Below are 21,610 nucleotides of genomic sequence, written 5' to 3'. Positions count from 1 at the left end.
GTCATCCCCGAATGTTTTTATCGGGGATCCAGAGAAAATACTGGATCCCCGCCTGCGCGGGAATGACGACACTGCATGATTCAGAGCTTTAGAGCTTTTCTAAGCGTGGTTGACGGGTGTTTTAGCGCGGGCTCGCTCAAACATCCGGCGTAATTCTTCTAGCACCACCGGCAGGGTATCAAAGCCTTCGCCCAGCAAAAAATGCCCGCCATTTTGTACAGTTAAAAACCGCGCATCCAGCTGCTGGCCTAGCGCCTCGGTCAGAGCGAAAGAAATAGTGGCATCGTTATCCGAAGCAATCACGCAGCGCTGTTTAATGTGCTGGCGCAGATGCACGGTATTTAATGGCTGCGCAGTAAATTCATCTAGCTGAGGCAGCTTTGGCACGGCCTCAGCAAACCCCGCCACCAATACCACCCCGCCAATGGTTTGATTTATCTGCTCCAAATGCCGCAGCACCGTAATGCAGCCCAAGCTATGCCCCACAAAATAAACATCCTCATCATGCACCGCCACGCTCTGCCTAATTTTAGCTAGCCATGCGTTTAAATCTGGCTGGCTGGAGTTGGGCATCGCCAGAATATGGCAAGCCACCCCAAGAGCAGCCAGCTGATCTTGCAACCAAGGAAACCAGTGATTTGAAGGCGCGGCATCAAAGCCGTGGATGATGTAGAGGGTGGGCATGGGGAGCTAGTTTGGGGTGATTGAAGGGTAGGTAATCTTATCAACTTAATTGCTGAGATAATTTTTGAATATGCTAAAAATAAAATTATCTGAAGTTGCAGTTGGTTTAGTTATGTTCTTTTTCGCACTTTGCTAAGAACAATATGTTTGTAGCTGTTAAATGTAATACACGAAGTGCGGATGGGGTTTCATCATATTCATATACATCGGGAGTTTTCCCGCGTTTTTTCTTTGGTGTTTTGAAAATAAGTCAATAATTGCCATATTCGTTCCATGTTTAATTGAGTGACAGTGTGAGGCATCTTTCGTAACTATAAAATTAGTTTCGGCCAGCCATTTTTATTTGGGGTAAGTTCGTTACGTAATTATTTGTTAAGAAGTTATTCTTCTTGGGTAATAGCTATCTCTAAGAATGGGCATGCCGTCAAAAATATATACTTTTTCTGGTAACGCAAAAATGCGAACGCCTGCTTGAAGTCCTTGGGCAATGTAGAGAGGGCCATCAGGGGCAATATAGTGTTGAACAAATCCAGATGGCCGTATTTGCCCAAATTCACAGCATAGAAAATATACCGAGCTAGGGGCCCAAATGGCGAGAAGGTTGCGGGCATTCGTTAGCGACCATGCTGCAGCCGTGCTGGTGATTTCGCCTGTGCCTGAGTTCGCGCCTTGCGGGCAGAGCTTTCCGGGGTAGGCATGCATGATGAAAACAACCGAGTCAATGGAGTTTAAAAGGCCCACCGATGCAGCAATGGCCATTTTGCTGTCTTCATCTAGTACATAGCCACTGGTTTGCCCAACTCTGGAAAATGACATACGCACTGCGCAGCCATCACCTGCAGGTGCCACACCGCCAACGTGGTATATATCGTCTGTCATGGCCGCTATACGCTCGGCTTTCTTTTTGTCTGTGACTAAGGTGTAAAGCACGAGTCTCATGGAGGAATCTCTGCGGGGAGGGATAAAGGAAATATTAGCTCCAATTTTGCAGATTAATGGAAAATTTCTACTTGCTTTGGCGTAATTAAAGGTTGGAAAATTCTTTTTGACTGGTATAAATCTACTCAGCCTACTCAGCCTTGATGTTGATTTTTTATTTTATTAAATAGGGCATGTCATTTTATGTTTGATGTTGATATTTTATGAGGAAACCTAAAAAAGGAGTGTTGGGTTTCTATGTTTCTGTGGTGTCAATTCTGAGTTTTATAGGCGGAGGCTTTGCTATTTATTTTTCATTTATTTATGGGTGCTCGCAGTGGCAGGCTTATCAAAGCCAGTATTGGCCGCATACAACGGCGGTTATTGAGAAAATTGATTTCATTTCATCTAAGCATAAGAGCAAAACGTTATTTCATGCTCAAATTGACTACCGCTATTTTGTTGCACATCAAGTCTATAGGGGTGAGTACCAATCTAGTAGTACTGATACGTTGGCTGAGCAACAGGAACAATGGGCTGCATATTCTGTAGGCGGCCCGTTGAGCGTTGCGTATCAATCATTTAATCCATCCGTGGTGTTCACACGTTTTGATCAGCACCCGTGGTGGTTGCATGCCATTAAAAGTGTTGGGTTGCTGTTGTTTAGTCTTTTGGTCTTTTGTATGGGAGGCGTGTTGTGTTTATCCATGCTGGGTATTACATATAAAGAGCCTCGCGCGAGCAAGCGTGAGCGAGCTGATTCGCAAAGGGAATGCAGGGTGAATGCGATTGCTCGTAAAAAAGCACAAGGCAGTCTGCGTAAAAAAGCATAGATGCCTTGTACTACTTCTTTGGGCGTATTTATATCGATCGCTTTAATAAATACGCAACCTCTTTGCCTTCATTTCCTCGTTGCCAGCCCTGTTGTGCATAAAAACGATCTGCTCGGGTATGTGGCGTAGTGCTTAATTTGATTTCTGAAGCACCTTGGGTAAATAAATGATCTGTTGCCAGATTTAATAGCTGCGTGCCTACTCCTCTCCCTTCATATTCAGGCAATACAAACAGGGCCCATATTGAATGGTCTGGGTAGGCCGCAATGGCAAAGCCGGTGGTTTTTCCTGCTATTTCACAAAGCCATCCCTTGCCTTCATGCAGTAAAAACTGCTCATACATGGCTGTGCTGATAAGAGTAGGGTCGGATAGCGTATTTTCTTTGACGGATAGGCGAATTCGTGAAAGAGCGGGGATATCGTCTTGAGTGGCAAGTCTGAAGTTCATTTGTCGGTCAACTAGGTCGTTTTATCTTATTAACTGCAATGCACAACGCTCAAAGATTTTATTTTTATTGAGTGTGCTTATATTCAAAATTACAGGGTAATGGCGGGATAAGATTCGATATAGGCTTCATCGGCCGCACCGTAATAGGTGCAGGTCCGTGCTAATAAGTCCACATCGTAGCGAACAACGCCTGCCAACCAAGTGGCATTTAAAAATTCAGGAAAAGTACTTTCTCCTGCTTGATCGATCCGCAGGGCTGAAATTAAGGCGGCTTCATTAAAGGGGGGAATATCAGTAGCACCAGAAAGCAGGGGCGTGCCTTGCATTACAACAGGGCCTAAGTTGGTGGTAAAGATGCTTTGACAGGCAGGGAGCGCCCAAGTATTACGCGTGACACCCGCTTGTCTAAGCACTTCCGCTAAATAAGGAAAGCCAGCTACTTTGGGGCGTATTGAGGCGGCGTATTGCATGGCGGATTCTATGTTTTTAATAGCATTGCTCATGTTTATTCCTAATTAGCTAGATGATGAATAGGGCGTGATATTAGTCGTGGAATTTCTATTTGTCGCTAAGTAGTTCGGCATAATTTATGCCAAAGTACTGATAAAAAAACCAAGGGTAGACGGTTTTCTTACCGCCTGAGGTGTGTTGGTTTAGCTGCAAAGTATTTAATTAATTACGATTCAAAGCCCTTTTAACCCTTCCCCCTTCAGCCCCACCAGCAAAGCCTTCCCATCTGGCTTCACTCTAAATTCGCCATATCGGGCTTGTGCCCAGCGGTTGGCTTCGCCTTCTTTAAAAAACCATGCGTCGCTGACGAGTACCCAGCGGCCGTTTTTGGGGCTGAGTTCGACCTTGAATTCGTCAGCGGCTAGTGGCTCGCCATGGTGGATACGCTGTGCGCTGCCGATGTTTTGTCTATCCCTTTTCATGACAATAAAAGGGCGGGTTTGATTACTTACGTCGCCAACTGACGGAGTATCAAAGGGGATTTGAAAATCAAGCTGCATAAAGTCGCCCTGCATCAAGGAGCGGGGGTCGACTGGGGCGAGCGAGATATACAGTGGCTGGCCGTGGGCGATCAGGTCTTCTTTTTGCCAGATGCCGATATTGGCGACCAGTAAGACGCTTGCGGCTGTGAGTGCAATGCCGATTTTTTGGCGAGGGGTAATGGCCTGCGCTGGAGGGGGTGGAACGGATGCTTTGGGGGCCAGTGCCCGCCATGTAATCGCGCCGAGCAGGCTGCCCGCCAGCATAAATAGTAGGGCTTTATTGGCAAGCGACCAGTTGAGCTGGTAGTAAAACGCGCCAATAATCCATGCGGCGGCAAGACCCGCTGTGATTGCCACGCGCCAGCGTCCGGCGATTAGGCTGATGGAGAGGGCCAGCAATACCGCGCCAAGTGCGGGCATAAACCAAGCCAGCGCGATTAAGACCAGTGCCGCGCCTGCATAGGGGCGCAGGGCAGGCCAGTTGCGCCAAAGTAACAATCCCGCAGCCAAAGCAAGGATGGATGAGCTAAGCGCGAATAGGCTGCTGGCCGCCATCGATTGGGGCGCTACTTCATTCATAACTTCATAAAAAACGCTATTACTCAGGCTGGCCCCCACGAGAAAAGTCATTCCTGAGCTAAAAGCTAGCCCTGCCAGAACGACGAGTAGCCAGCCAGTGAAAAATGATTCAAAAGCGGCGGCGACTAAGGCCTTTGCACCATCGATAAGGAGCACGTGTTGCACGGCAATGGCCAGCAACCACAGTAAGAGCAGGGTGTGCAGCGCAATCCATAGCTCGGCATAGGCGCTATGGCCATTTTTCATGCAGGTAAAAATGGCGCTGCCGGTGAGGGCGGCAGATGCTGCGCCTAATAAAACACGCAGCCAAGGCCTGGGAATGGCCCAAGTTAGCCCGCCCGCTAGTAGTGCCAGCATGGTGCAGGCTAAGGCGCTGGGTAAATGCTCAAACAGGCCATATGCCAAAAGCGAAGACCCCACGATCAAGGTGGGGATGGCGAGTTGCTCTACAAACAAAGGAATATCTTGGCTGCGTAATAGCAAAATGGCTGCGGCTAAAACCATTAACCCCACTAAATACGGCCCTGCCATGCTATGAATAATGGTGTCGCCGAGTAAGAGGCCAACCACAATGAGTAGCGGAATCGCAGCGAGCCATGCGCCTAAAGCGGTGAGCAGCACCACCGGCCAAGGGCGGCTTTCTGGTGCGTCAACATGGGCATCGCTAGGTAAGAGGCCAGCGGCAATGGCTTTTGCTAGGAGTTGCTGGTGATTGCTCATAAGGCCTCTGCTTGGCGCTTGGACAAACGCAGTAACTGACTGACGGTAAAGGCGAGTAAGCCAGCGGCGACAAGGCCAATCAGAAATACTTCGCCAATGAAATTGCCGTAGCTGTGGTCATGGAACAGCAGCCTTGTCAGCCCGGATACCAGCAGAATATTCAGGCAAAGGCTGATGATACTCAGACCATAAATATCAAAAGTGGCGGGCTGCACCAGTGCTGCGGCGGCGATAGCAAAGAGGAGTAAGCCAAGGTAGTAAAGCGTGCTGGCATCGTGCATTAAGAGCGCGGTGAAAGCGCTGCTGCAAATCATGACGCTGCTCAGCGTGAGGGCGGTGCGAAACGCCCAAGGGCCGCTGCCTTTTAAGTTATGGATATTGGGCTGAGCACGGAAAGCGTTTAAGTAAGGCATCTTAGGGCTAAGCGCTAGTGTAAGCAGTAAGGCACTGCTCCAGCCCAGTAAGAAAATCCGCGTATCCTCCTGCTCAAATCGCCAGCGATGCCCGGTATGTGCGTGTATCCACAAAGAAATACCGGTGCTGACCACCAAGGCCCAAGGTGTCCACAGCACATCGCTTTGGGTGCTAAAGCAAAGCGGCAGGGCCAAGATGCCCCATACCGCAAACAGCTGCCAAGGATCTGCGCCGGTTTGATACGTTTGCCCAAAGTAAGCAAATAGACCGCCGATAGACAGTAGGGCCAATAAGCAGAAGGGGACGCGGGCCTTTGCCAGCCCAAGAGCGGCTACACACAATAAAATGCAGAGCGATTGCAGTAAGACAAAATGACCAGTCCGTCCCAGCGTATCCCAATTAGCGGCAATCCAAAAAATCAGCCCTAGGCCAAACATTGCAGCTGCAGCAATGGCCATCCCACGAGGCAGGAGGCTGGCGATGGCACTGGCTTCAGGCTCGGCTAATTGCCGTAATTTTTGAGTGGCCGCTGCGTCTAGCTGGTATTTGGCCGCTAGCGCGTAAAGGGTAAGGCGCTGGTCCATGCTTTATTCCTTAAGGGCGATGATTAATCCACTGCATAGAGGTTTTCAAACAGGCTATTCAGTATTTTTGCTGTATTTGCGTGACTAGGCACTAAAAACTGAGCCATCTTGCCAAAATAGGCCGCAGGGGCCAGATGTTGCTCGATGTGGTGGTATTCGCTGCGATCTGCGTAGTCATCCCACAGGATGATTGCGCCGGGCTTTAGCTGAAGGAGCGAGTATAAAAAACACGGTACTCTAAAGCGCCCGTCGATCAGCACCAGACCCGGATCATGCGCCACGCGCCACGGCTTGCTGTAGTAGTCGGGCCATTGGCTTTGTAGCTGATTGTCTTTAGGAAACCCCCATTCAAGTGTTTCGCCGATAGGGGCGTGCAGTAGCTCGATCTGGCTGGCTGATTGAATTGGGGCGATCTGGCTGGCTACTTTCTCTATCCATTCTTTGCTTGAATCAATTGATACAATTTGCTGCACCCCTAGCCACGCCGCCAGCACCGTACTGCCCCCCATGCCAAATTCTAAATAGCTTTGAGTGTTTTGCAGCGCTGCAGTGAGTGCCTGGCTCTCTGCTTCTGGCATATGGGGCTGAGGGGCGAGTGTATTGGGTGGCGCTGGGCGTGTAGGCACTATTCCGACCACACTGCATATTCGCTGCCGTTAGGGTCGTTAAATTGAAAGCGCCGCCCACCGGGGAATGAAAAAATAGGATTGAGGATGGTACCACCTGCAGCAAGCACAGCCGCTTGGCTGGCTTCAAGGTTGCTGCTGTATAAAACAATTAAGGGTGCGCCGGTGTGGCTTGAGATGCTTAAATCGGCTTGGTAAAAGCCACCATCGATGCCCTCATTAGAAAATGCGCAATATTCCGGGCCGTAATCCACAAAAGTCCAGCCAAATACCGTGCTAAAAAACGCTTTGCTCTTATTTAAATCTTTGGATGGCATTTCAATATAATTGATTTTATGGTGCTGATGCATGGCGCGGCTCCGTGTTGATTAAAGGTTTAGTTTGGAATCAGACCAAATTGAATTTCAATCTGGTTATTGTTTGATTCCGGCGATTCCCATAGGTGATAAATCTCTCGGCTTTCGCCGCTGAATGCGCGGCCGGATTGTTGAATCTCTGTGATAAGAGGTGCATAGCCCACATTAAATAAATCAGTGAGCGGCCCTTGATAGTGGCGAACGGCACAAACGATAGGCGCTAAGGTTTTGCAAGCAAAATCCCCTGCATAAGCATCGGGGTGGCTGACTGGAATACAAATATCCAGTGTAAACAGGCTTTGCGCATCTTGTGGTACTTGGTAATACACAAAAATGCATGGCCCGTTAATGCCTAGCTGGTGGCGTGCAATCTCGGCAAAGAGCAAGGGTGTTTGCTCCGCGGCAAAAACACCGATATCTCTGAGGCAAAGCTGCTTGCTGGTGAAAATAACGGGAGTAACATCGGTTTGCTGGATTTCCATCATGCCTCCTTGTTGATGCATTAAATCTCAATTTGCTGCGTATTTATAATAAAGACTGAATCTGTGTTGTTGGATTGCCACTGGCTTTCCAGGCCTGCCATTGGCGCTGTAAGCGATATATTTTCTGCGCCAGAATGGGCTCGCTTACATATTGGCTTATTTTATTTTTGCTCAGCATCTCTTCTGCCCAATAACTCACGTCTTCTGGGCAAAGTGCCCATGCCTGGCTGATATCGGAGAGCTGCCAAAGCCAGTAAGGCGATAAATGCCCGTGGACTTGCAAGAGCTTGGGGTTGATCTTTGCGCCCAAATGATTGAGCTGCTTTTCCCAAATGCCACGCACATGGATATTGGCAAATTCGCCAGTAATTTCGGCGCTGCGTTGTTTTAAATGCTGGCGGTAGCGCACCAGTGGGATACCCATATTAGCCAGTTGCCCGTGCTGGCTGAGGCGAATCACTAAATCCCAATCTTGCGCCATATCCATTTTTTCTGTGTATTGAATGCCGCTGGCCTGCCACAGCGCACGATTAATCATCATCGCGGGCTGGGCCATGGCGCAATAAAATAAATTGTCTACGCAAATATCATGATGATGGATTGGAAATAAGCGCAGCGATTCTTCTTTGCGGTATTCATTAAATACCAGCATATCGCCGCCAACCACAATCACTTCTGGGTGTTTGTTTAGAAATTGTGCAGAGAGGGTGAATCGTTCTGGCAGGCTGATATCGTCAGCGTCGTGCAGGGCAATATAATCGCCTTGCGCTGCGGCCATGCCCAGATTACGTGCATAAGACACGCCCCGATTACAGGGTAATTCAATCACATTAATACAAAGCGGGTGTGCAACCTTAGAAAAATGGGCGATTTCCTGTTGGTAATTTTGCTGGCTGCCATCATTGATAAGAATCACTTCTACAGCAGAAAACAGCGCGTAATCGGCTACGGCTAAGCCTGCCAGCATTTCAGAAAAATGCTGGTTATCAGGATTCATAAAGGGAATAACAATGCTGAGCTTCATGCCGGAGGCCTAATGGCGTGTTTGTCGCTTGCCGCCAGAATAGACATAATCGCCCGCCAGCCCGCTTCTGATTCGGGGCTTTGGGCAAAAGCTTGCTGTAGCAATTGGCGTTGGCTGCTGGATAGTTGTTCTTCTAAAAGTTGACCTGATTCACTTAAGCTAAGACGTTTGACGCGTCCGTCATGGCGGGCGGTGCTGGCAATAATCAGTCCTTTTGTTTGCAGTTCTCTGAGCGGCCGGTTGAGTGCCTGTTTGGACGTGCCCAGTCTAGCCAGTAGTGTATTAACCGATAGCCCTGCGTCACGGCCCACAAAATATAAAATACGGTGGTGTACCCGTGCTAATTGCAAAGGTGCGAGCATTTCATCAGGCAGCGATGTAAACGCGCGATAGCCGTAGAACAGGCTTTCTAAATCCGCGTTGAGTGTGTGGTTTGGGTTCATGGTTCAGTGTCGTGTGAAATGCGTATGCAAAAACCGCCCTGTGATGGCCTGCCTTACTGGGAAGCTTTTGCTTAAGTACTGGTCTACTGCGCAAGCTACGTATTGACAGGGTAGTTGTGCATACGGCATAAATAGGTCATAACTATTGACCTGTCTGGTGAGTCCTATGTTTGCTGCGCGTATTGATCGTCTTACTTCTTCTCTTGTCAGAGACATTTTAGCTGCCGCATCAAAGCCGGGGGTGATTTCTTTTGCTGGAGGCTTACCCGCCAGTGAGGTTTTGTTCAGGGCTACGCCAGAAGTGTTGGGCCAACTGGCTGACGATATCTGGCAATACGGGCAAACTGAAGGCGAGCCAGCACTCAGAGAGCAAGTAGCAATACGGGCTAGAAAGCTGGGTATTGCCTGTAGCGCCGAGCAGGTGTTGATTGTGAATGGTTCGCAACAGGGAATTGATCTGCTCAGCAAGCTAATGATTGAAGAAGGCACGCCCGTGCTGACCGAATCTCCTACCTATTTGGCCGCTTTGCAGGTGTTTCGCTTGCTGGGCGCGCGTTTTGTAACGGCAGAACAAGATGAAGAGGGCTTGTTGCCGGAGGCTGTAGCCGCTGCCGATGCGCGCTTGGCCTATCTGGTGCCCACTTTCCAAAATCCAACCGGTTTGTGTTATTCCCTGGCAAGGCGTAAGGCTTTGGCACAGGCTTTTGATGGGCAATCCATGGTGGTGTTTGAAGACGATCCTTACCGTGATCTGTCTTTTGACGGCCCTGCGCCTGCGCCTATTGTTTCGCACTTAAAGCAGGCACGTTGGGTATATCAGGGCTCGTTTTCTAAAACCTTAGCGCCGGGTTTGCGTTTGGGTTATCTGATTGTGCATCCGGATTTGATTCAGGCTATGACGCGCTTAAAGCAAGCTGCAGATTTGCATAGCAATCGTCTAAGTCAGGCGATTGTGACGCAGCTGCTGAAAGACGGCTCTTTAGATCAGCATGTGGCGAGCATTTTGCCGCTTTATCGAGAGAAAAGAGATGTGATGCAGGCGGCTTTGCTAACGCACTTGGGTGATAAGGCCAGTTGGGCCTTGCCATCTGGCGGCTTGTTTTTTTGGCTTACACTTAATCATGAGCAAGATGTGATGCAGCTGATGCAAGAAGCACTAGAGGCTGGCTTGGCGATTATGCCCGGCTCGGCTTTTGATCCTGTGCCGCGTCAAACTAGTACCATCAGGCTGAATTTTAGCCATGCAACTTTTGAGCAGATTGAGCAAGGTATTGCTTTGCTTGGTGCCTTGGTTAAGTAGGCTTTTCGTAAGCGATTAGCAGATATGGTGTGAAGTGGTCGGCAGGTTTGTACTGCACAGGAAGCGAGAAGCAATATTCAATACTAGTGTGTAAAGGCAATAGTATTCTTTGCGTAATCGACTGTGGAGTAAACCAGCATGAAACTGGCTTGTTTGTTGGCGCTTTGCCTTAGTACTCACTGTTTTGCTTTAGATGTGCCTAATGGTGCAGTGGTGCTGTCTGTTTCTGGCTTGGTGAGCCATCCTAATAAGGGCAAAGATGCCCTCTTTACGATGGATATGCTCGCCAAGTTACCTCAGCATAGTTTTGTGAGCAAAACACCTTGGTATGAGAAACCCGTTAAATTTACCGGGCCTTTATTACGTGATGTATTGGCAGCAGCAGGTGCGAAAGGCGAAAAAGTGACTGCTATTGCGCTTGATGAGTATCGGGTTGAGCTGCCTGTCAGTGATGCCCACAAATATTCAATGATTATTGCGAGGCTTTTAGATGATAAGCCGATGAGTATTCGCAATAAGGGGCCACTGTTTATTGTTTACCCCTACAGTGCTCATGCTGAATTACGCCAAGATGTTTATTACACCCGATCTGTATGGCAACTCTCTAAAATGATTGTGCATTAAGGAGTTGGGTATGGATCGGAGCAAGCGGCTGTTGTTTTTGATTGTGAGTAGTTTAATCGCAGTCTATGCAGCCATTGCCGCTTTACAGTTTGCTCAGTTTCAAAGTTTGAATAATTCATTAGGCAAGGCAAATGATAATGCTTTATGGGCGCTGATTCAGCTGCATGTTGATTATCAGCGCTTAGATGCGGCATTTGAAGTGCATTTAATGGATGAAAGTAAAATAAGTCTGGCGGATCTCACTTTTCGCTATGAATTATTTGTAGGTCGTATTATTAGCTGCCAGGTTGGGCAGTCTAAAAAGCTAATGGAAAAGCAAGCGATTTATGTAAGTGCAATGCAAGCACTTAATCAATTTTCTGCCGAGGCAGATCATTATCTGGGGGCCACAGCAGACCGGCCTGCAGATGCCAAAAGTAAACGAGCTTTGTACGCACGCTTAGCTACTTTAGAAGAAAGTATTCGAGAATTAGGCCTTAAAGCGTCGCTAGCTTCAGCGGAAGTCGCCGATGCGCGCAGGGCAGAAGTGACGAAACAAGTTTTGGTTGCTAGCGCGCTTACGGTGTTTCAGTGTCTGCTTACGCTGCTATTGGCGCTGGCTATGTTGCGCCAATACCGTCAGCGCGCTAGTGCACAAGCAGAGACATTGCGCAGCCAGTCCGAGCTGGTCGATGCACTCAAACGTAATGAAGAAGTGCTGGAGGCGCGGGTACAGGAGCGCACACAGGCTTTGGCTTTGCTCAATGACTCTTTGCAGGCACAAACCATTGAATTAGAGCTGGCCCGTATTCAATCTGATCAGGCTTCAAAAATGAAATCGGATTTTCTGGCTAATATGAGTCATGAAATTCGCACGCCGATGAATGCTGTTATCGGGATGTCTTATTTGGTATTAAAATCAAATTTAACATTTAAGCAGCGTGATTATATTGAAAAAATACAAAAATCAGGTCAGCATTTACTTGGCATTATCAATGATATTCTGGATTTCTCTAAAATTGAATCGGGATATTTAAAAATAGAAATGCTTGATTTTGATTTGGATAAATTGTTAGAAAACGTCGCTGATCTGCTACTGGAAAAAATAAACACCAAAGGCCTTGAGTTGGTTTTTGATATTGCAGCCGATGTACCCCGCACTTTATGCGGCGATGCATTAAGGCTTGAGCAAGTTCTGATTAATTATGCAAATAACGCCGTTAAATTTACCCACGAAGGCATGATTAAACTGGTTTGCCGGGTGCAAGAGCATGATGAATCTGGCGTTTTATTATATTGGGCGGTCAGTGATACAGGCATAGGCTTGTCACCGGAGCAGGTAGAGCGTCTATTTCAATCGTTTCAGCAGGCCGATGCATCTACTACACGTCGATATGGCGGAACAGGACTAGGCTTGGCCATTTCAAAGCAGCTGGCTAATTTAATGGGCGGCGAGGTGGGCGTGCAAAGTGTACTGGGGGAAGGCAGCACTTTTTGGTTTACCTCTCGCGTGGGCATGAGTAGCTTGGCGCAAAGAGAGCTGCTGCCCAGCCTGGATTTGCGGCATCAGGCGGTGCTGGTGGTTGATGATAATGCTGATTCAGCAAGGGTGTTGGCCGATTTACTGCTCACAATGACGTTCCGGCCGGTGGTGGCTTTATCTGGCCTCGCTGCGATTGATGAGCTGGCTCGTGCGGCCACAGCAGGGGATCCTTTTAAAGTGATTTTCTTGGATTGGCGTATGCCGCATATGGGGGGGCGGGAAACCGCTATTGCCATCCAAAGAATGCAATTAGCTATTTCCCCCCGTCTGATTGTGGTGACGGCCTATGGGCGTGAAGAGGTGTTGAGTGAGGTGGATGCAGCAGAAGTGGATGAAATATTAACTAAGCCCGTTAATGCCTCTCAATTATTTGATACCACAATGCGTGTATTAGATACAAATCAAAAGCCGACTATTGCATTAAGAGTTAAAAATGCAGATATGGATTTATCCAGTATTCAAGGTGCGCGTATTTTATTGGTTGAAGATAATGATTTAAATCAGCAAGTGGGAATGGATCTTTTGCAAGGTGCGGGCTTTATTGTAGATCTGGCCGAAAACGGCCAGCAAGCCGTCAATAAAGTGCAGCAGGTTCGCTATGATCTGGTGCTAATGGATATGCAAATGCCGGTAATGGATGGCATAGAAGCCACGCAAATTATTCGCCAGTGGCCTGATTTTATGTCTTTGCCTATTGTGGCGATGACGGCCAATGCCATGCAGGTGGATCAGGAGCGTTGTGCCATTGCAGGAATGAACGGACATGTTGCAAAGCCAATCGAGCCGCATGATTTATGGCTTGCACTATTACGCTGGATAACGCCTCGCCCGATGAGTGAGCGGGTGGCGATGGTGCCCGAGGCCGATCGTCCTACCGATCATAATCTGAAACATAAGCTTGAAATGTTACACGTACCCGGCCTGAATGTGGCCGCTGGCTTGCGCAGGGTCTTGGGTAAAGAGACGCTGTATCTAGAAATGCTCAGAAAATTTATTCATGGGCAATCTGCATTGATAGCAGAAATTAGCCTTGCTCTGGAAGAGAAAGACCATGCCACGGCCGAGCGTTTGCTGCATAGCAGTAAATCGGTGGCGGGTAGTATTGGTGCGGTAGATTTAGCCGATTTGGCTGCCGAGTTAGAAGCACTATTGCGCCACCGGCCAACAGATCCGATGTTAAAGCCCATGCTGGAGGCTTTTTCAAGCACTTTGGTGGGCTTTCTGGTTGATTTAATCGTGGCTTTGGATGGGGTAAACCAAGGCGAAGAATTGCCTGAAGGGCAGATTGCAGAGCCACTCGCGATATCCATTATGGCCGTGGACGATACGCCGATGAATTTATTATTGATTGATCGGATGCTGAATAAAGAATTTAAAATTCAATTAGCCCACCATGGTGCAGAGGCATTAGCGATGCTGGCAGCAGACCCTTTGCCACAATTAATTCTATTAGATATTTTAATGCCGGAAATAGATGGCTATGAAGTGTGCCGCCGGATTAAAGCCGATGCCAGGATGCAACATATTCCTGTGATTTTTATGTCTGCCCGATCAGACGCCGAAGATGAAATGCTGGGGATGGAGTTAGGAGCCGTCGATTATATGGCGAAGCCGCTGTGCCTGCCGCTTTTGCTTAGCCGGGTAAAAGCCCAATTGGCTTTGCATGCAATTGGCAAAGTTTGATCTTTACGCTTGTTTGTCTGGGCTAATATCCGCAAAATGGCGACCTGACTCGGGGTGCCGCTTGAAAAAAACGGCTGAGAAATACCCGTGACCTGATCTGGATCATGCCAGCGTAGGGAAGTCGGCGCTGCTTGGCGCAGGCTTTCTGCCCGCCAAGGAGCTTAAATGTCTGATTTGCATACCATCCCACTTATCCCCCAATTTCCCCTGTACCGCGTCGGCGAAGAGCTCGCGCGCTTGCGTGCAGCCGCGCCGCTGGTGCATTGCCTGAGTAATGAGGTGGTCCAGTCAATTACGGCCAATGTTTTGCTGGCACTGGGTGCATCGCCTGCCATGATTGTGGCCGAAGAAGAAGTGGCCGAGTTTGCCGCCATGGCCGATGCACTGCTGATTAATGTGGGTACGCTGTATCCGGCCCGTCTTGCCGCGATGCAAAAAGCAGTTGCGGCAGCCAATGTGGCCAATACGCCTTGGGTGCTCGATCCGGTGGCCGCTGGTGTCTTGGCTTATCGTACCGACGCATTGCATGATTTATTGCTACAAAAACCGGCGGTGATTCGTGGCAATGCTTCAGAGATTATGGCTCTGGCAGGCGAATCAGCTGGCGGCAAGGGTGTAGATAGCACGGCCAATTCCGTGCTGGCCATTGCCGCCGCACAGCGTCTTGCTCTGCAAACCGGCGCGATTGTTGCGGTGACGGGTGAAGTGGATTATGTCAGCGATGGCGTCTCTACTTGGGCTATTCCTTGGGGCCATGTCTTGATGACTCGGGTAGTGGGCACGGGCTGCGCTCTATCCGCTGTGGTGGCCGCTTTTGTGGCGGGCGCGCCCGATAAACTGGCTGCGGTGGCTGCGGCCTGTGCCGTGATGGCGATTGCGGGCGAGCGTGCCGAATCAGCCTGCGATGGCCCCGGTACGTTCTTGCCCGCCTTTTTAGACGCGCTGTATATCATGCAACCCGCCATGCTGAAGGCGGTGGATGAATGAAGCCGGTTTTAGACCTTTCTCTGGTGCTCGATCCTGAAGCGTGCGATAGCGGCGTTACCGCTGACGATATTATTGAAGGGGGCTAAATGAAGCCTGATTTAGATCTTTCTCTCTATTTAGTACTCGATCCTGATCTATGTGGTGGCAACGTGCAGGGCATGGTTGGTACCGCGCTGGCCGCAGTGGCAGGTGGTGTGACCATTGTGCAATTGCGCGCACCTAAGTGGAAAAAACGCCAGTGGGTTTCTGCCGCTCTGGCGTTAAAAGCCGCACTTGATCCTATCAATATTCCCTTAATTATTAATGACCATATCGATGTGGCGCTCTTGGTCGATGCGGCAGGGGTGCATGTGGGCCAGCAAGATATCGCCCCAGAAATGGCTCGCCAGCTGATTGGCCCGCATAAGCTGCTGGGCTTGTCGACATCAAACGCAGAGCACCTGGCCGCCGTACCGCTGGATATCGTCGATTACATCGGTGTGGGGCCCGTCTTTGTGACAGGTACCAAGCTCGATGCTTCCCCTGTGATTGGCTTGGAAGAATTTGCCAAACTGATGCTGGCCAAGGTCGTCCCCGCGGTAGCGATTGGCGGAATTGGCCTTGGCTGCGTGGCCGCTTTACGGGCCGCCGGAGCCGACGGCGTGGCTGTGGTATCTGCTATTTGCGGGCAAGCTAATCCGCAGCAAGCGGCGCAAGCATTGCGCCTAGAAGGCGCTGATGTTTAAGCTTAGGGCGTTAGTTAAATCGGTATTCGTGGGGTGTGCAACGACGAAGTTGGAGCGCAGAGAGGCCGTGCGTAAGAAAAACGACTTGCACTCCCTACGAAAAACCATGCTTTGTTTTGACCTTAAGTTGATAGGATTGGGGTGAAACCCGCTGCGTATTTACATGGACTTATTAATGATTAATGCACTCACAATTGCAGGCTCGGATTCTGGCGGTGGCGCTGGCATTCAGGCAGATTTAAAAACTTTTTCGGCGCTTGGTGCTTATGGCATGAGCGTGATTACTGCGCTCACGGCTCAAAATACCTTAGGGGTACATGGCGTTCACCCTGTGCCGCCTGATTTTGTGCTGGCACAGCTCAACGCCGTACTGGCGGATATTCGCGTTGATAGCGTCAAAATTGGCATGTTAGCCAATGCCGAAATCGTTAACGCGGTGGCTCAGGGCTTGCGCCAGCATCGGCCTGCCTGTGTGGTGCTGGATACGGTGATGATCGCCAAAGGCGGCCACCCGCTGCTTTTGCCTGAAGCGATTGCCGGCATCCGCGATCAACTTCTGCCGCTGGCCGATTTAATTACCCCCAACCTGCCCGAAGCCGCTGCTTTGCTTGGCGTGGCAGAAGCGCGTAATGAGGAGGAGATGCAAGCGCAAGGCCATGCGCTGCTGGCTATGGGTGCAAGGGCGGTATTGATGAAAGGCGGTCATTTGGGTGGAGACGAAAGCCCAGATTGGCTGATCACCCCAGCCAGCGCCACCCGCTTTGCCGCGCATCGCATCACCACAAAGCACACTCATGGCACAGGTTGTACGCTGTCTGCCGCACTTGCGGCTCTAAGGCCTAAGCACGCCGATTGGATTGCTACGGTCGATGCCGCAAAAAGCTATTTACTTGCGGCAATTGCAGCTGCCGATCAATTACAAGTCGGGCAGGGAATCGGGCCAGTGCATCATTTTCAGGCTTGGTGGTAATTAGTCTCAAGTCTTCAGTGATGTTTTTTATTGCTATGCGCCTGATTATGAAATTTTGTTTTTGGAAGTTTGGTTTTAGTCAGATTAAATTGCTTGTAATAGACAGGATTGTGTTTTAACCACCGTAGATATTTATAATGTGCTTGAAAAATAGGCATAATCAGGACCGTTCAAATAAAACTCGATGCTTGTTTTTTGCTTTTGTAGTTTTTTCGGCTGTTTTTTTGTAAGTAAATATTGAGTGGCGGGTGGTTTTTAGCTTGCTGTCTTTATTGGAAATCATTTCAGGTGCTTCTGCTATGATGGAACAGACGATGCTTATGGCCGTCTGTTTGAAGGTGTTATTAGCAAGGAGCTTTACTGTGAAAGTCCTTTTTATTTTTATGCTGCTTTCTTTCTTTAACGTCTTTGCCGCGAGCAAGCAAATTGTTGTGGTTGAAAGCTATCACAAAGAATATAAATGGGATGCAGAATATAGAAAGCAAATTACGGATAAGCTGGGGCGGCAGTATCAATTAACTTTCTTCGAGATGAATACAAAAAGACTGCCGCCAGCAGAGGTGGCGGGGATGGCAGACAAAGCGCTTAGGTTGATTGATGAGCTTAAGCCGGCTTTGGTGATACTTGGGGATGATGCCGCATTGGAATTTCTGGGAGAGAGAATCGAAGCTAGGGCAATCCCCTCTGTGTATTTGGGTGTTAATAAAAACCCACGTTCTTATTTTAAAAAAGATCCGAAATATATTAGCGGAATACTGGAACGGCCTTTGTTTCAGCGTTCTTCCTATTTTATTAAGGCGCTGTTGCCTAAGGCAAAAAAAATCCTGATTCTTTTTGATAGCGACCGGACTTCAACGATTGTTTTTAATGATTCCTTTATGGGGAATTCTTCGTTGATTTTAAATAATGTTGTGTTTGATGTGAAGCTTTGTAAAACATTTGAAGAATGGAAAAAAGAAATCAGTGATGTGGGAAAGAATAGTTATGATGCAGTTGTGATTGGCTTGTATCAAAGTTTGAAAAATGAAAAAGGGCTGAATGCAGATTCTGAAGAAGTGATTGCATGGACAAATAGCAATCTGAATAAGCCATCATTTGCATTCTGGGATTTTGCGGTAGGTAAGGGTAAATCAGTTGGGGGCTTTGTTCTGCAGGGGGCATCGCAAGGCAAAGCTGCTGCAGATATGGCGGAGAAGATTTTACAAAATCCTGGCCGCTTACCTAGCTCGTATTGGCCCGTTTTCTTGCAAGAAGGCGCTTTTGTTTTTAGTCGACACGAACTGGCCCGCTGGAAAATCCAGCTTCCTGCCGATATGAGTAAAAATGCAGTTTTTGTTGATTAGTCCACTGTAGATTAATGGGATGAACCATCGGCTGGCGCATTCGATTGGTAAATACTAAATAGTACAGGCGATTGGCTTGCATCGAAATTTAATTCAAACCTTATAAAAAATTAATAGGAAATTTAACGGGTGTATAAACTTTATTTCTATCCTAGAAATGCCAGTTGGGCGCCGCATATGCTTCTTGAAGAAATGGGTGTGGATTATGAAAGGGTGTTGGTCGATCGAAAATCTAAGGCGCAAAAATCAGCAGAATATATGCGTTTAAATCCTGCGGGACGTATTCCGACTTTAGTGCATAACGATGTAGTGGTTTTTGAAAGCGCGGCCATTTGTCTTTATTTATGCGAGCAAAACCCCAGGGCAGGTTTAATTCCTGATGTAACAGACCCGCTGCGTGCAAAGTTTTATCAATGGCTTTTTTATTTAAATGCGAGTTTGCAGCCAGAGTTAATGTTTTATTTTTATCCGGCCGAACACACTACAGCGCAAAATAGCATCGCAGCTATTGCTGAGGCACAAGAGCGCCGTATTACTGAAATGTTTAGCCTTTTGAATACAGAATTAGAAGGTAAGACGTTTTTAATTGGTGAGCATATTACGGTGTGTGATTACTATTTGTTTATGTTGTCGCACTGGGCGAGTGATTTTAAAACGCCGCCCTTATCGTTTTCAAACTTAGGCCCTTACCTTTGCCAATTAGCCAAGCGTCAGGCTCTGATTAATGTGTGCGAAGTGGAAGGGACGAGTCTGGAGATGTACCAGTCAGATACGCAAAAGACTTAAACCTAAGGCTGTCCCATACAAACCCATGCCAAAAACAGTATGGGTCATTAAGCTGCGTAGGCGGGCTTGCTTGGGGTTGGGGGTTTTAGAGGCAGCTAGCCCTGCGCCCATGCTAGGTTGCATAATAAAAAATGGAAAGGCCACGGTCGCTATGCCGAATAGGATGGTGGTTAGCGCCGTTGGCTGAGCCAGCCATTCTGGCCCAGCGATGGCGGTTAGCAAGGCCGCAAAGAAAATGCCGGTTGCGTAGTGGGCCAGCCAGCCAATCTGTAACTCGCCTCTAATCGCTGTGGCCTTGGCAATGCTGACATGCTTAAAGCGCCCGCTTTGCATATGTCCAATCCAGCGGCCTGCCATTGCCCAGTTCAGTGATTGAATATTAAAAAAACGCTTTAATAGTAAGGCCCACAGGTCCATGAGTAAGGTAGCGCCAAGGCCGGTGAGGGTGATTTTTAGGATGAGTTCTGATTCGGCATTCATGACTTGTTCCATGTGGGCTGTTTCGTATGGCGGCGTATGCCTTCGGCTAAGCCGCCCTTTGTTTTTTTCTGATGCTACATGCTCAACCCATCAACCCATCACTCAAAGACATTCTGTAAGCGCGCCATGCAGGAATTGCGCCAATTAGCGCGCCTGCCATTAAGGTGGCAGCTAGCATCAAAAGCTCGGTGTGTGTGGGCGGATTAATGGCGAGGCTCATGCCGTAAAATTCGCGTAGCAAGGGGCGGCAGGCGATGATGATGAGGTAGAGCAACGCCACCCCAGCCGCCATGCCGGTGCTAACGAGCAGCAGCGTTTCGCCCATCACCAGCACAAAAATCTGCCATGCCCTTGCGCCTACCGAGCGCAAAATAGCCATCTCGCGGCGACGCTCGTTAAGCCCGGTCAGTAAGGCGGTAAGCATGCCGAGTAAGCCAATGACCATCACAAATGCCGACACCACCAGCAAGGCTTGTTCGGCGATTTTCATTAGTTGCCAAAGCTCGGAGAGCGCCACGCCCGGCATAATTGCCATCAGTGTTTCATCGGGGAATTGATTCACTGCGCGCTGATAGCTAAACAGCGCGGTGCGTGATTTAAGGCCCACATAAAAAGCTGTAATGGTGGTAGGTGGTGCCACGGCGCGGTTTTCATCGGCGGCGAGTACGCCAGTGGTAGACAGCAGCGAGGCGCTGCCCGATTCCCAGCCTTCGTGAATAGCAGTCAGGCCGTCGAGCGAGACATGCACGGTGTCGTCGACCGGTGTGCCGGTGGGCGACAGAATGCCGGTGATGCTAAAGGGCTGATCGCTATGCTCGGACATCGCGCCTTCGCCGCTGCCGTGGGCGAGGATGATTTTTCCGCCGAGTTGATAGCCCAGTTTTTTGGCCACGTTAGCGCCGAGTACGGCGTCGTGGGTGCGGGCAAAGATTTGACCTTGGGCCAGCTGCAGCTGTTGGCTGTCGCCAAATTGCAGGTATTTAAAATAGTCGCGGCTGGTGCCTAAAACCGGAAAGCCCTTGTGGCTATCGCCAAGAGAAACGGGAATCGTCCACGCTACACGCTCGTCTTTGGCGAGCTTCTGGTAGCTATCCCAGCCAATATTATTGGTGGCGTTGCCGACGCGAAAGACGCTGTAAAGTAAAAGCTGCACCGAGCCTGTGCGCGCGCCAACAATCAGGTCGGTGCCGCTTACGGTGCTAGAAAAACTATTTCTGGCCTCGGTACGCAGTCTTTCTACGCCGATCAGCAGTAGTACAGATAAGGCAACGGTCAATACAGAAAGGGCGACGGTGAGCCTGCGGCTGAGTAAGCTTTTAAGCGCGATTTTAAGCATCAGATGTCTCCACCGTATTGATGGCAGGTAGGCTCAAGCTGCGATCAAAGTGCACGGCCAGTTGTGGGTCGTGGCTGACTAATAGGATGGCGGTTTGATGCTCTTGTGCGCATTCAAATAAAAGCTCGATAAAAGCACCACGCCGCTCGGCATCTAGTGCGGAAGTTGGCTCATCCGCAATCAGAATTTCGGGTGCGCCTATCAATGCGCGAGCCAGTGCCACGCGTTGCTGCTGGCCGACTGAGAGTGCGCTGGCTGCTTGATGTAAGTGGGCGTGTAAATCGAGGCGTTTGAGTAAATGCAAGGCTTGCGCTTTTGCGCCGCCGCTGCGTTGTTGACGCAGCTTGGAAAACTGGCAAGGGAGCAGCACATTATCGAGCACCGATAAATAAGGCAGTAAGTTGAACTGCTGAAATACATAGCCCAAGTGATCCGCCCGAAAGCGATCCCGCCGTGGACCGGAAAGCTGGGCTAAGTCTTGCCCCAAAATATGGATCTTGCCGCTTTGCGGTAAATGAATGCCGGTAAGTAAAGAAAGTAGGGTGCTTTTGCCGCTGCCACTGGGCCCGTGTAAAAACAGCCGCTCGCCCTTGGCGAGTTTAAATTCGGGAATCTTTAGCGTAGGGCACGAGCTGCCCGGCCAGGTGAACTGCAGGTTTTCGATCTGAATCACGGCTTACCTTTAATGTGCATTGCCTTTTACTGGGCAAGGCTTAATGCCTCGTATTTGTAGGGCAGATGCAACCCGCGT

The 21,610-nt window shown here is 49.2% G+C and carries 23 protein-coding genes and 1 riboswitch; of the genes, 9 read left to right on the top strand and 14 right to left on the bottom strand.

All coding sequences use genetic code 11. From position 1 onward, the window contains the following. Positions 1-99: 99 nt before the first annotated feature. Together VN23_RS07390 and VN23_RS07385 are read right to left on the bottom strand one after the other, a co-directional pair. Complete coding sequence (locus tag VN23_RS07390) at positions 100-684, bottom strand: RBBP9/YdeN family alpha/beta hydrolase (protein ID WP_046352984.1); 585 nt, start codon at positions 682-684, stop codon at positions 100-102. A 372-nt stretch (positions 685-1,056) separates the two neighbouring features. Then, positions 1,057-1,623, bottom strand: a complete 567-nt coding sequence (locus VN23_RS07385) for a hypothetical protein (protein ID WP_046352985.1) — start codon at positions 1,621-1,623, stop codon at positions 1,057-1,059. 203 nt (positions 1,624-1,826) lie between these two features. On the opposite strand from VN23_RS07385, the gene VN23_RS07380 reads away from it, so the two are divergent. Continuing rightward, positions 1,827-2,435, top strand: a complete 609-nt coding sequence (locus VN23_RS07380; RefSeq protein WP_082752670.1) for a DUF3592 domain-containing protein — start codon at positions 1,827-1,829, stop codon at positions 2,433-2,435. A gap of 28 nt (positions 2,436-2,463) precedes the next feature. Here VN23_RS07380 and VN23_RS07375 read toward each other — a convergent pair whose 3' ends face one another. The 9 genes from VN23_RS07375 to VN23_RS07335 form a co-directional block, all read right to left on the bottom strand. After that, positions 2,464-2,883 carry a GNAT family N-acetyltransferase gene (locus VN23_RS07375; RefSeq protein ID WP_046352987.1) on the bottom strand — a complete coding sequence of 140 codons (420 nt, stop codon included), beginning with the start codon at positions 2,881-2,883 and terminating at the stop codon, positions 2,464-2,466. Between the two features lie 89 nt (positions 2,884-2,972). Then, complete coding sequence (locus tag VN23_RS07370; protein WP_046352988.1) at positions 2,973-3,386, bottom strand: DUF1398 domain-containing protein; 414 nt, start codon at positions 3,384-3,386, stop codon at positions 2,973-2,975. Positions 3,387-3,566: 180 nt separating this feature from the next. Further along, positions 3,567-5,174, bottom strand: coding sequence for a GDYXXLXY domain-containing protein (locus tag VN23_RS07365; protein WP_046352989.1), 1,608 nt, complete (start codon positions 5,172-5,174; stop codon positions 3,567-3,569). Next, positions 5,171-6,172 carry a DUF2157 domain-containing protein gene (locus VN23_RS07360; RefSeq protein ID WP_046352990.1) on the bottom strand — a complete coding sequence of 334 codons (1,002 nt, stop codon included), beginning with the start codon at positions 6,170-6,172 and terminating at the stop codon, positions 5,171-5,173. Before VN23_RS07360 ends, VN23_RS07365 begins: the two co-directional genes overlap by 4 nt. Before the next feature lie 23 nt (positions 6,173-6,195). After that, the gene (locus VN23_RS07355) at positions 6,196-6,798 is read right to left on the bottom strand and encodes a hypothetical protein (protein ID WP_052746730.1); all 603 of its coding nucleotides are present in this window, start codon (positions 6,796-6,798) and stop codon (positions 6,196-6,198) included. Continuing rightward, positions 6,798-7,148 carry a VOC family protein gene (locus VN23_RS07350; protein WP_046352991.1) on the bottom strand — a complete coding sequence of 117 codons (351 nt, stop codon included), beginning with the start codon at positions 7,146-7,148 and terminating at the stop codon, positions 6,798-6,800. The genes VN23_RS07355 and VN23_RS07350 overlap by 1 nt, the downstream gene beginning before the upstream one ends. 26 nt (positions 7,149-7,174) lie before the next feature. Then, positions 7,175-7,657, bottom strand: coding sequence for a GyrI-like domain-containing protein (locus VN23_RS07345; protein ID WP_156455145.1), 483 nt, complete (start codon positions 7,655-7,657; stop codon positions 7,175-7,177). 22 nt (positions 7,658-7,679) lie between these two features. Beyond that, complete coding sequence (locus VN23_RS07340) at positions 7,680-8,660, bottom strand: glycosyltransferase family 2 protein (protein WP_046352993.1); 981 nt, start codon at positions 8,658-8,660, stop codon at positions 7,680-7,682. After that, positions 8,657-9,103 carry a MarR family winged helix-turn-helix transcriptional regulator gene (locus VN23_RS07335; protein ID WP_046352994.1) on the bottom strand — a complete coding sequence of 149 codons (447 nt, stop codon included), beginning with the start codon at positions 9,101-9,103 and terminating at the stop codon, positions 8,657-8,659. The genes VN23_RS07340 and VN23_RS07335 overlap by 4 nt, the downstream gene beginning before the upstream one ends. 166 nt (positions 9,104-9,269) lie before the next feature. Between VN23_RS07335 and VN23_RS07330 the strand changes: the two genes are divergently transcribed. From VN23_RS07330 to VN23_RS07295, 8 genes are all read left to right on the top strand, one after another. Beyond that, positions 9,270-10,403, top strand: coding sequence for an aminotransferase-like domain-containing protein (locus tag VN23_RS07330; RefSeq protein WP_046352995.1), 1,134 nt, complete (start codon positions 9,270-9,272; stop codon positions 10,401-10,403). A 138-nt stretch (positions 10,404-10,541) separates the two neighbouring features. Then, on the top strand, positions 10,542-11,027 hold the full coding sequence (locus VN23_RS07325) for a molybdopterin-dependent oxidoreductase (RefSeq protein WP_046352996.1): 486 nt from the start codon (positions 10,542-10,544) through the stop codon (positions 11,025-11,027). A 10-nt stretch (positions 11,028-11,037) separates the two neighbouring features. After that, entirely contained in the window at positions 11,038-14,232 is a 3,195-nt protein-coding gene (locus VN23_RS07320) for a response regulator (protein ID WP_052746731.1), read from the top strand. 40 nt (positions 14,233-14,272) lie between these two features. Further along, positions 14,273-14,368, top strand: a riboswitch (TPP riboswitch). 29 nt (positions 14,369-14,397) lie between these two features. Continuing rightward, positions 14,398-15,219 (top strand): hydroxyethylthiazole kinase, encoded by an 822-nt coding sequence (thiM, locus tag VN23_RS07315; protein ID WP_082752668.1) that lies wholly within the window; start codon positions 14,398-14,400, stop codon positions 15,217-15,219. An 86-nt stretch (positions 15,220-15,305) separates the two neighbouring features. Then, entirely contained in the window at positions 15,306-15,944 is a 639-nt protein-coding gene (gene thiE / locus VN23_RS07310) for a thiamine phosphate synthase (RefSeq protein ID WP_046352997.1), read from the top strand. 175 nt (positions 15,945-16,119) lie between these two features. After that, positions 16,120-16,914 carry a bifunctional hydroxymethylpyrimidine kinase/phosphomethylpyrimidine kinase gene (gene thiD / locus VN23_RS07305; protein WP_046353120.1) on the top strand — a complete coding sequence of 265 codons (795 nt, stop codon included), beginning with the start codon at positions 16,120-16,122 and terminating at the stop codon, positions 16,912-16,914. Positions 16,915-17,213: 299 nt separating this feature from the next. Next, positions 17,214-18,257: an ABC transporter substrate-binding protein gene (locus tag VN23_RS07300; protein WP_156455143.1), complete on the top strand. Its 1,044-nt coding sequence runs from the start codon at positions 17,214-17,216 to the stop codon at positions 18,255-18,257. 129 nt (positions 18,258-18,386) lie between these two features. Continuing rightward, positions 18,387-19,043 carry a glutathione S-transferase family protein gene (locus VN23_RS07295; RefSeq protein WP_046352998.1) on the top strand — a complete coding sequence of 219 codons (657 nt, stop codon included), beginning with the start codon at positions 18,387-18,389 and terminating at the stop codon, positions 19,041-19,043. On the opposite strand, the gene VN23_RS07290 is transcribed toward VN23_RS07295, so the two are convergent. The 3 genes from VN23_RS07290 to VN23_RS07280 all read right to left on the bottom strand — a co-directional run bounded on the left by VN23_RS07290 (position 19,023) and on the right by VN23_RS07280 (position 21,532). Further along, positions 19,023-19,523, bottom strand: a complete 501-nt coding sequence (locus VN23_RS07290) for a DUF2938 domain-containing protein (protein ID WP_046352999.1) — start codon at positions 19,521-19,523, stop codon at positions 19,023-19,025. The genes VN23_RS07295 and VN23_RS07290 overlap by 21 nt on opposite strands. Positions 19,524-19,605: 82 nt before the next feature. After that, positions 19,606-20,859 carry an ABC transporter permease gene (locus VN23_RS07285; protein WP_046353000.1) on the bottom strand — a complete coding sequence of 418 codons (1,254 nt, stop codon included), beginning with the start codon at positions 20,857-20,859 and terminating at the stop codon, positions 19,606-19,608. Next, positions 20,852-21,532, bottom strand: a complete 681-nt coding sequence (locus VN23_RS07280) for an ABC transporter ATP-binding protein (RefSeq protein ID WP_046353001.1) — start codon at positions 21,530-21,532, stop codon at positions 20,852-20,854. The genes VN23_RS07285 and VN23_RS07280 overlap by 8 nt, the downstream gene beginning before the upstream one ends. Between the last annotated feature and the right edge of the window lie 78 nt (positions 21,533-21,610).

It is taken from the genome of Janthinobacterium sp. B9-8, from assembly GCF_000969645.2.
Taxonomy (GTDB): Bacteria; Pseudomonadota; Gammaproteobacteria; order Burkholderiales; family Chitinibacteraceae; genus Iodobacter.
The sequence above is the reverse complement of the archived record's forward strand: the minus strand, read 5'-3'. Positions and strand labels throughout refer to the sequence as shown.

Excerpts from the sequence above, each read along its gene's own strand:
- VN23_RS07325 (WP_046352996.1), top strand. The coding sequence starts at position 10,542 with ATGAAACTGGCTTGTTTGTTGGCGCTTTGCCTTAGTACTCACTGTTTT.
- VN23_RS07290 (WP_046352999.1), bottom strand. The coding sequence starts at position 19,523 with ATGAATGCCGAATCAGAACTCATCCTAAAAATCACCCTCACCGGCCTT.
- VN23_RS07300 (WP_156455143.1), top strand. The coding sequence starts at position 17,214 with ATGATGGAACAGACGATGCTTATGGCCGTCTGTTTGAAGGTGTTATTA.
- VN23_RS07330 (WP_046352995.1), top strand. The coding sequence starts at position 9,270 with ATGTTTGCTGCGCGTATTGATCGTCTTACTTCTTCTCTTGTCAGAGAC.
- VN23_RS07390 (WP_046352984.1), bottom strand. The coding sequence starts at position 684 with ATGCCCACCCTCTACATCATCCACGGCTTTGATGCCGCGCCTTCAAAT.
- VN23_RS07375 (WP_046352987.1), bottom strand. The coding sequence starts at position 2,883 with ATGAACTTCAGACTTGCCACTCAAGACGATATCCCCGCTCTTTCACGA.
- VN23_RS07285 (WP_046353000.1), bottom strand. The coding sequence starts at position 20,859 with ATGCTTAAAATCGCGCTTAAAAGCTTACTCAGCCGCAGGCTCACCGTC.
- VN23_RS07345 (WP_156455145.1), bottom strand. The coding sequence starts at position 7,657 with ATGCATCAACAAGGAGGCATGATGGAAATCCAGCAAACCGATGTTACT.
- VN23_RS07340 (WP_046352993.1), bottom strand. The coding sequence starts at position 8,660 with ATGAAGCTCAGCATTGTTATTCCCTTTATGAATCCTGATAACCAGCAT.
- VN23_RS07350 (WP_046352991.1), bottom strand. The coding sequence starts at position 7,148 with ATGCATCAGCACCATAAAATCAATTATATTGAAATGCCATCCAAAGAT.
- VN23_RS07385 (WP_046352985.1), bottom strand. The coding sequence starts at position 1,623 with ATGAGACTCGTGCTTTACACCTTAGTCACAGACAAAAAGAAAGCCGAG.
- VN23_RS07335 (WP_046352994.1), bottom strand. The coding sequence starts at position 9,103 with ATGAACCCAAACCACACACTCAACGCGGATTTAGAAAGCCTGTTCTAC.
- VN23_RS07370 (WP_046352988.1), bottom strand. The coding sequence starts at position 3,386 with ATGAGCAATGCTATTAAAAACATAGAATCCGCCATGCAATACGCCGCC.
- thiM (WP_082752668.1), top strand. The coding sequence starts at position 14,398 with ATGTCTGATTTGCATACCATCCCACTTATCCCCCAATTTCCCCTGTAC.
- VN23_RS07360 (WP_046352990.1), bottom strand. The coding sequence starts at position 6,172 with ATGGACCAGCGCCTTACCCTTTACGCGCTAGCGGCCAAATACCAGCTA.
- VN23_RS07380 (WP_082752670.1), top strand. The coding sequence starts at position 1,827 with ATGAGGAAACCTAAAAAAGGAGTGTTGGGTTTCTATGTTTCTGTGGTG.
- thiE (WP_046352997.1), top strand. The coding sequence starts at position 15,306 with ATGAAGCCTGATTTAGATCTTTCTCTCTATTTAGTACTCGATCCTGAT.
- VN23_RS07320 (WP_052746731.1), top strand. The coding sequence starts at position 11,038 with ATGGATCGGAGCAAGCGGCTGTTGTTTTTGATTGTGAGTAGTTTAATC.
- VN23_RS07365 (WP_046352989.1), bottom strand. The coding sequence starts at position 5,174 with ATGAGCAATCACCAGCAACTCCTAGCAAAAGCCATTGCCGCTGGCCTC.
- thiD (WP_046353120.1), top strand. The coding sequence starts at position 16,120 with ATGATTAATGCACTCACAATTGCAGGCTCGGATTCTGGCGGTGGCGCT.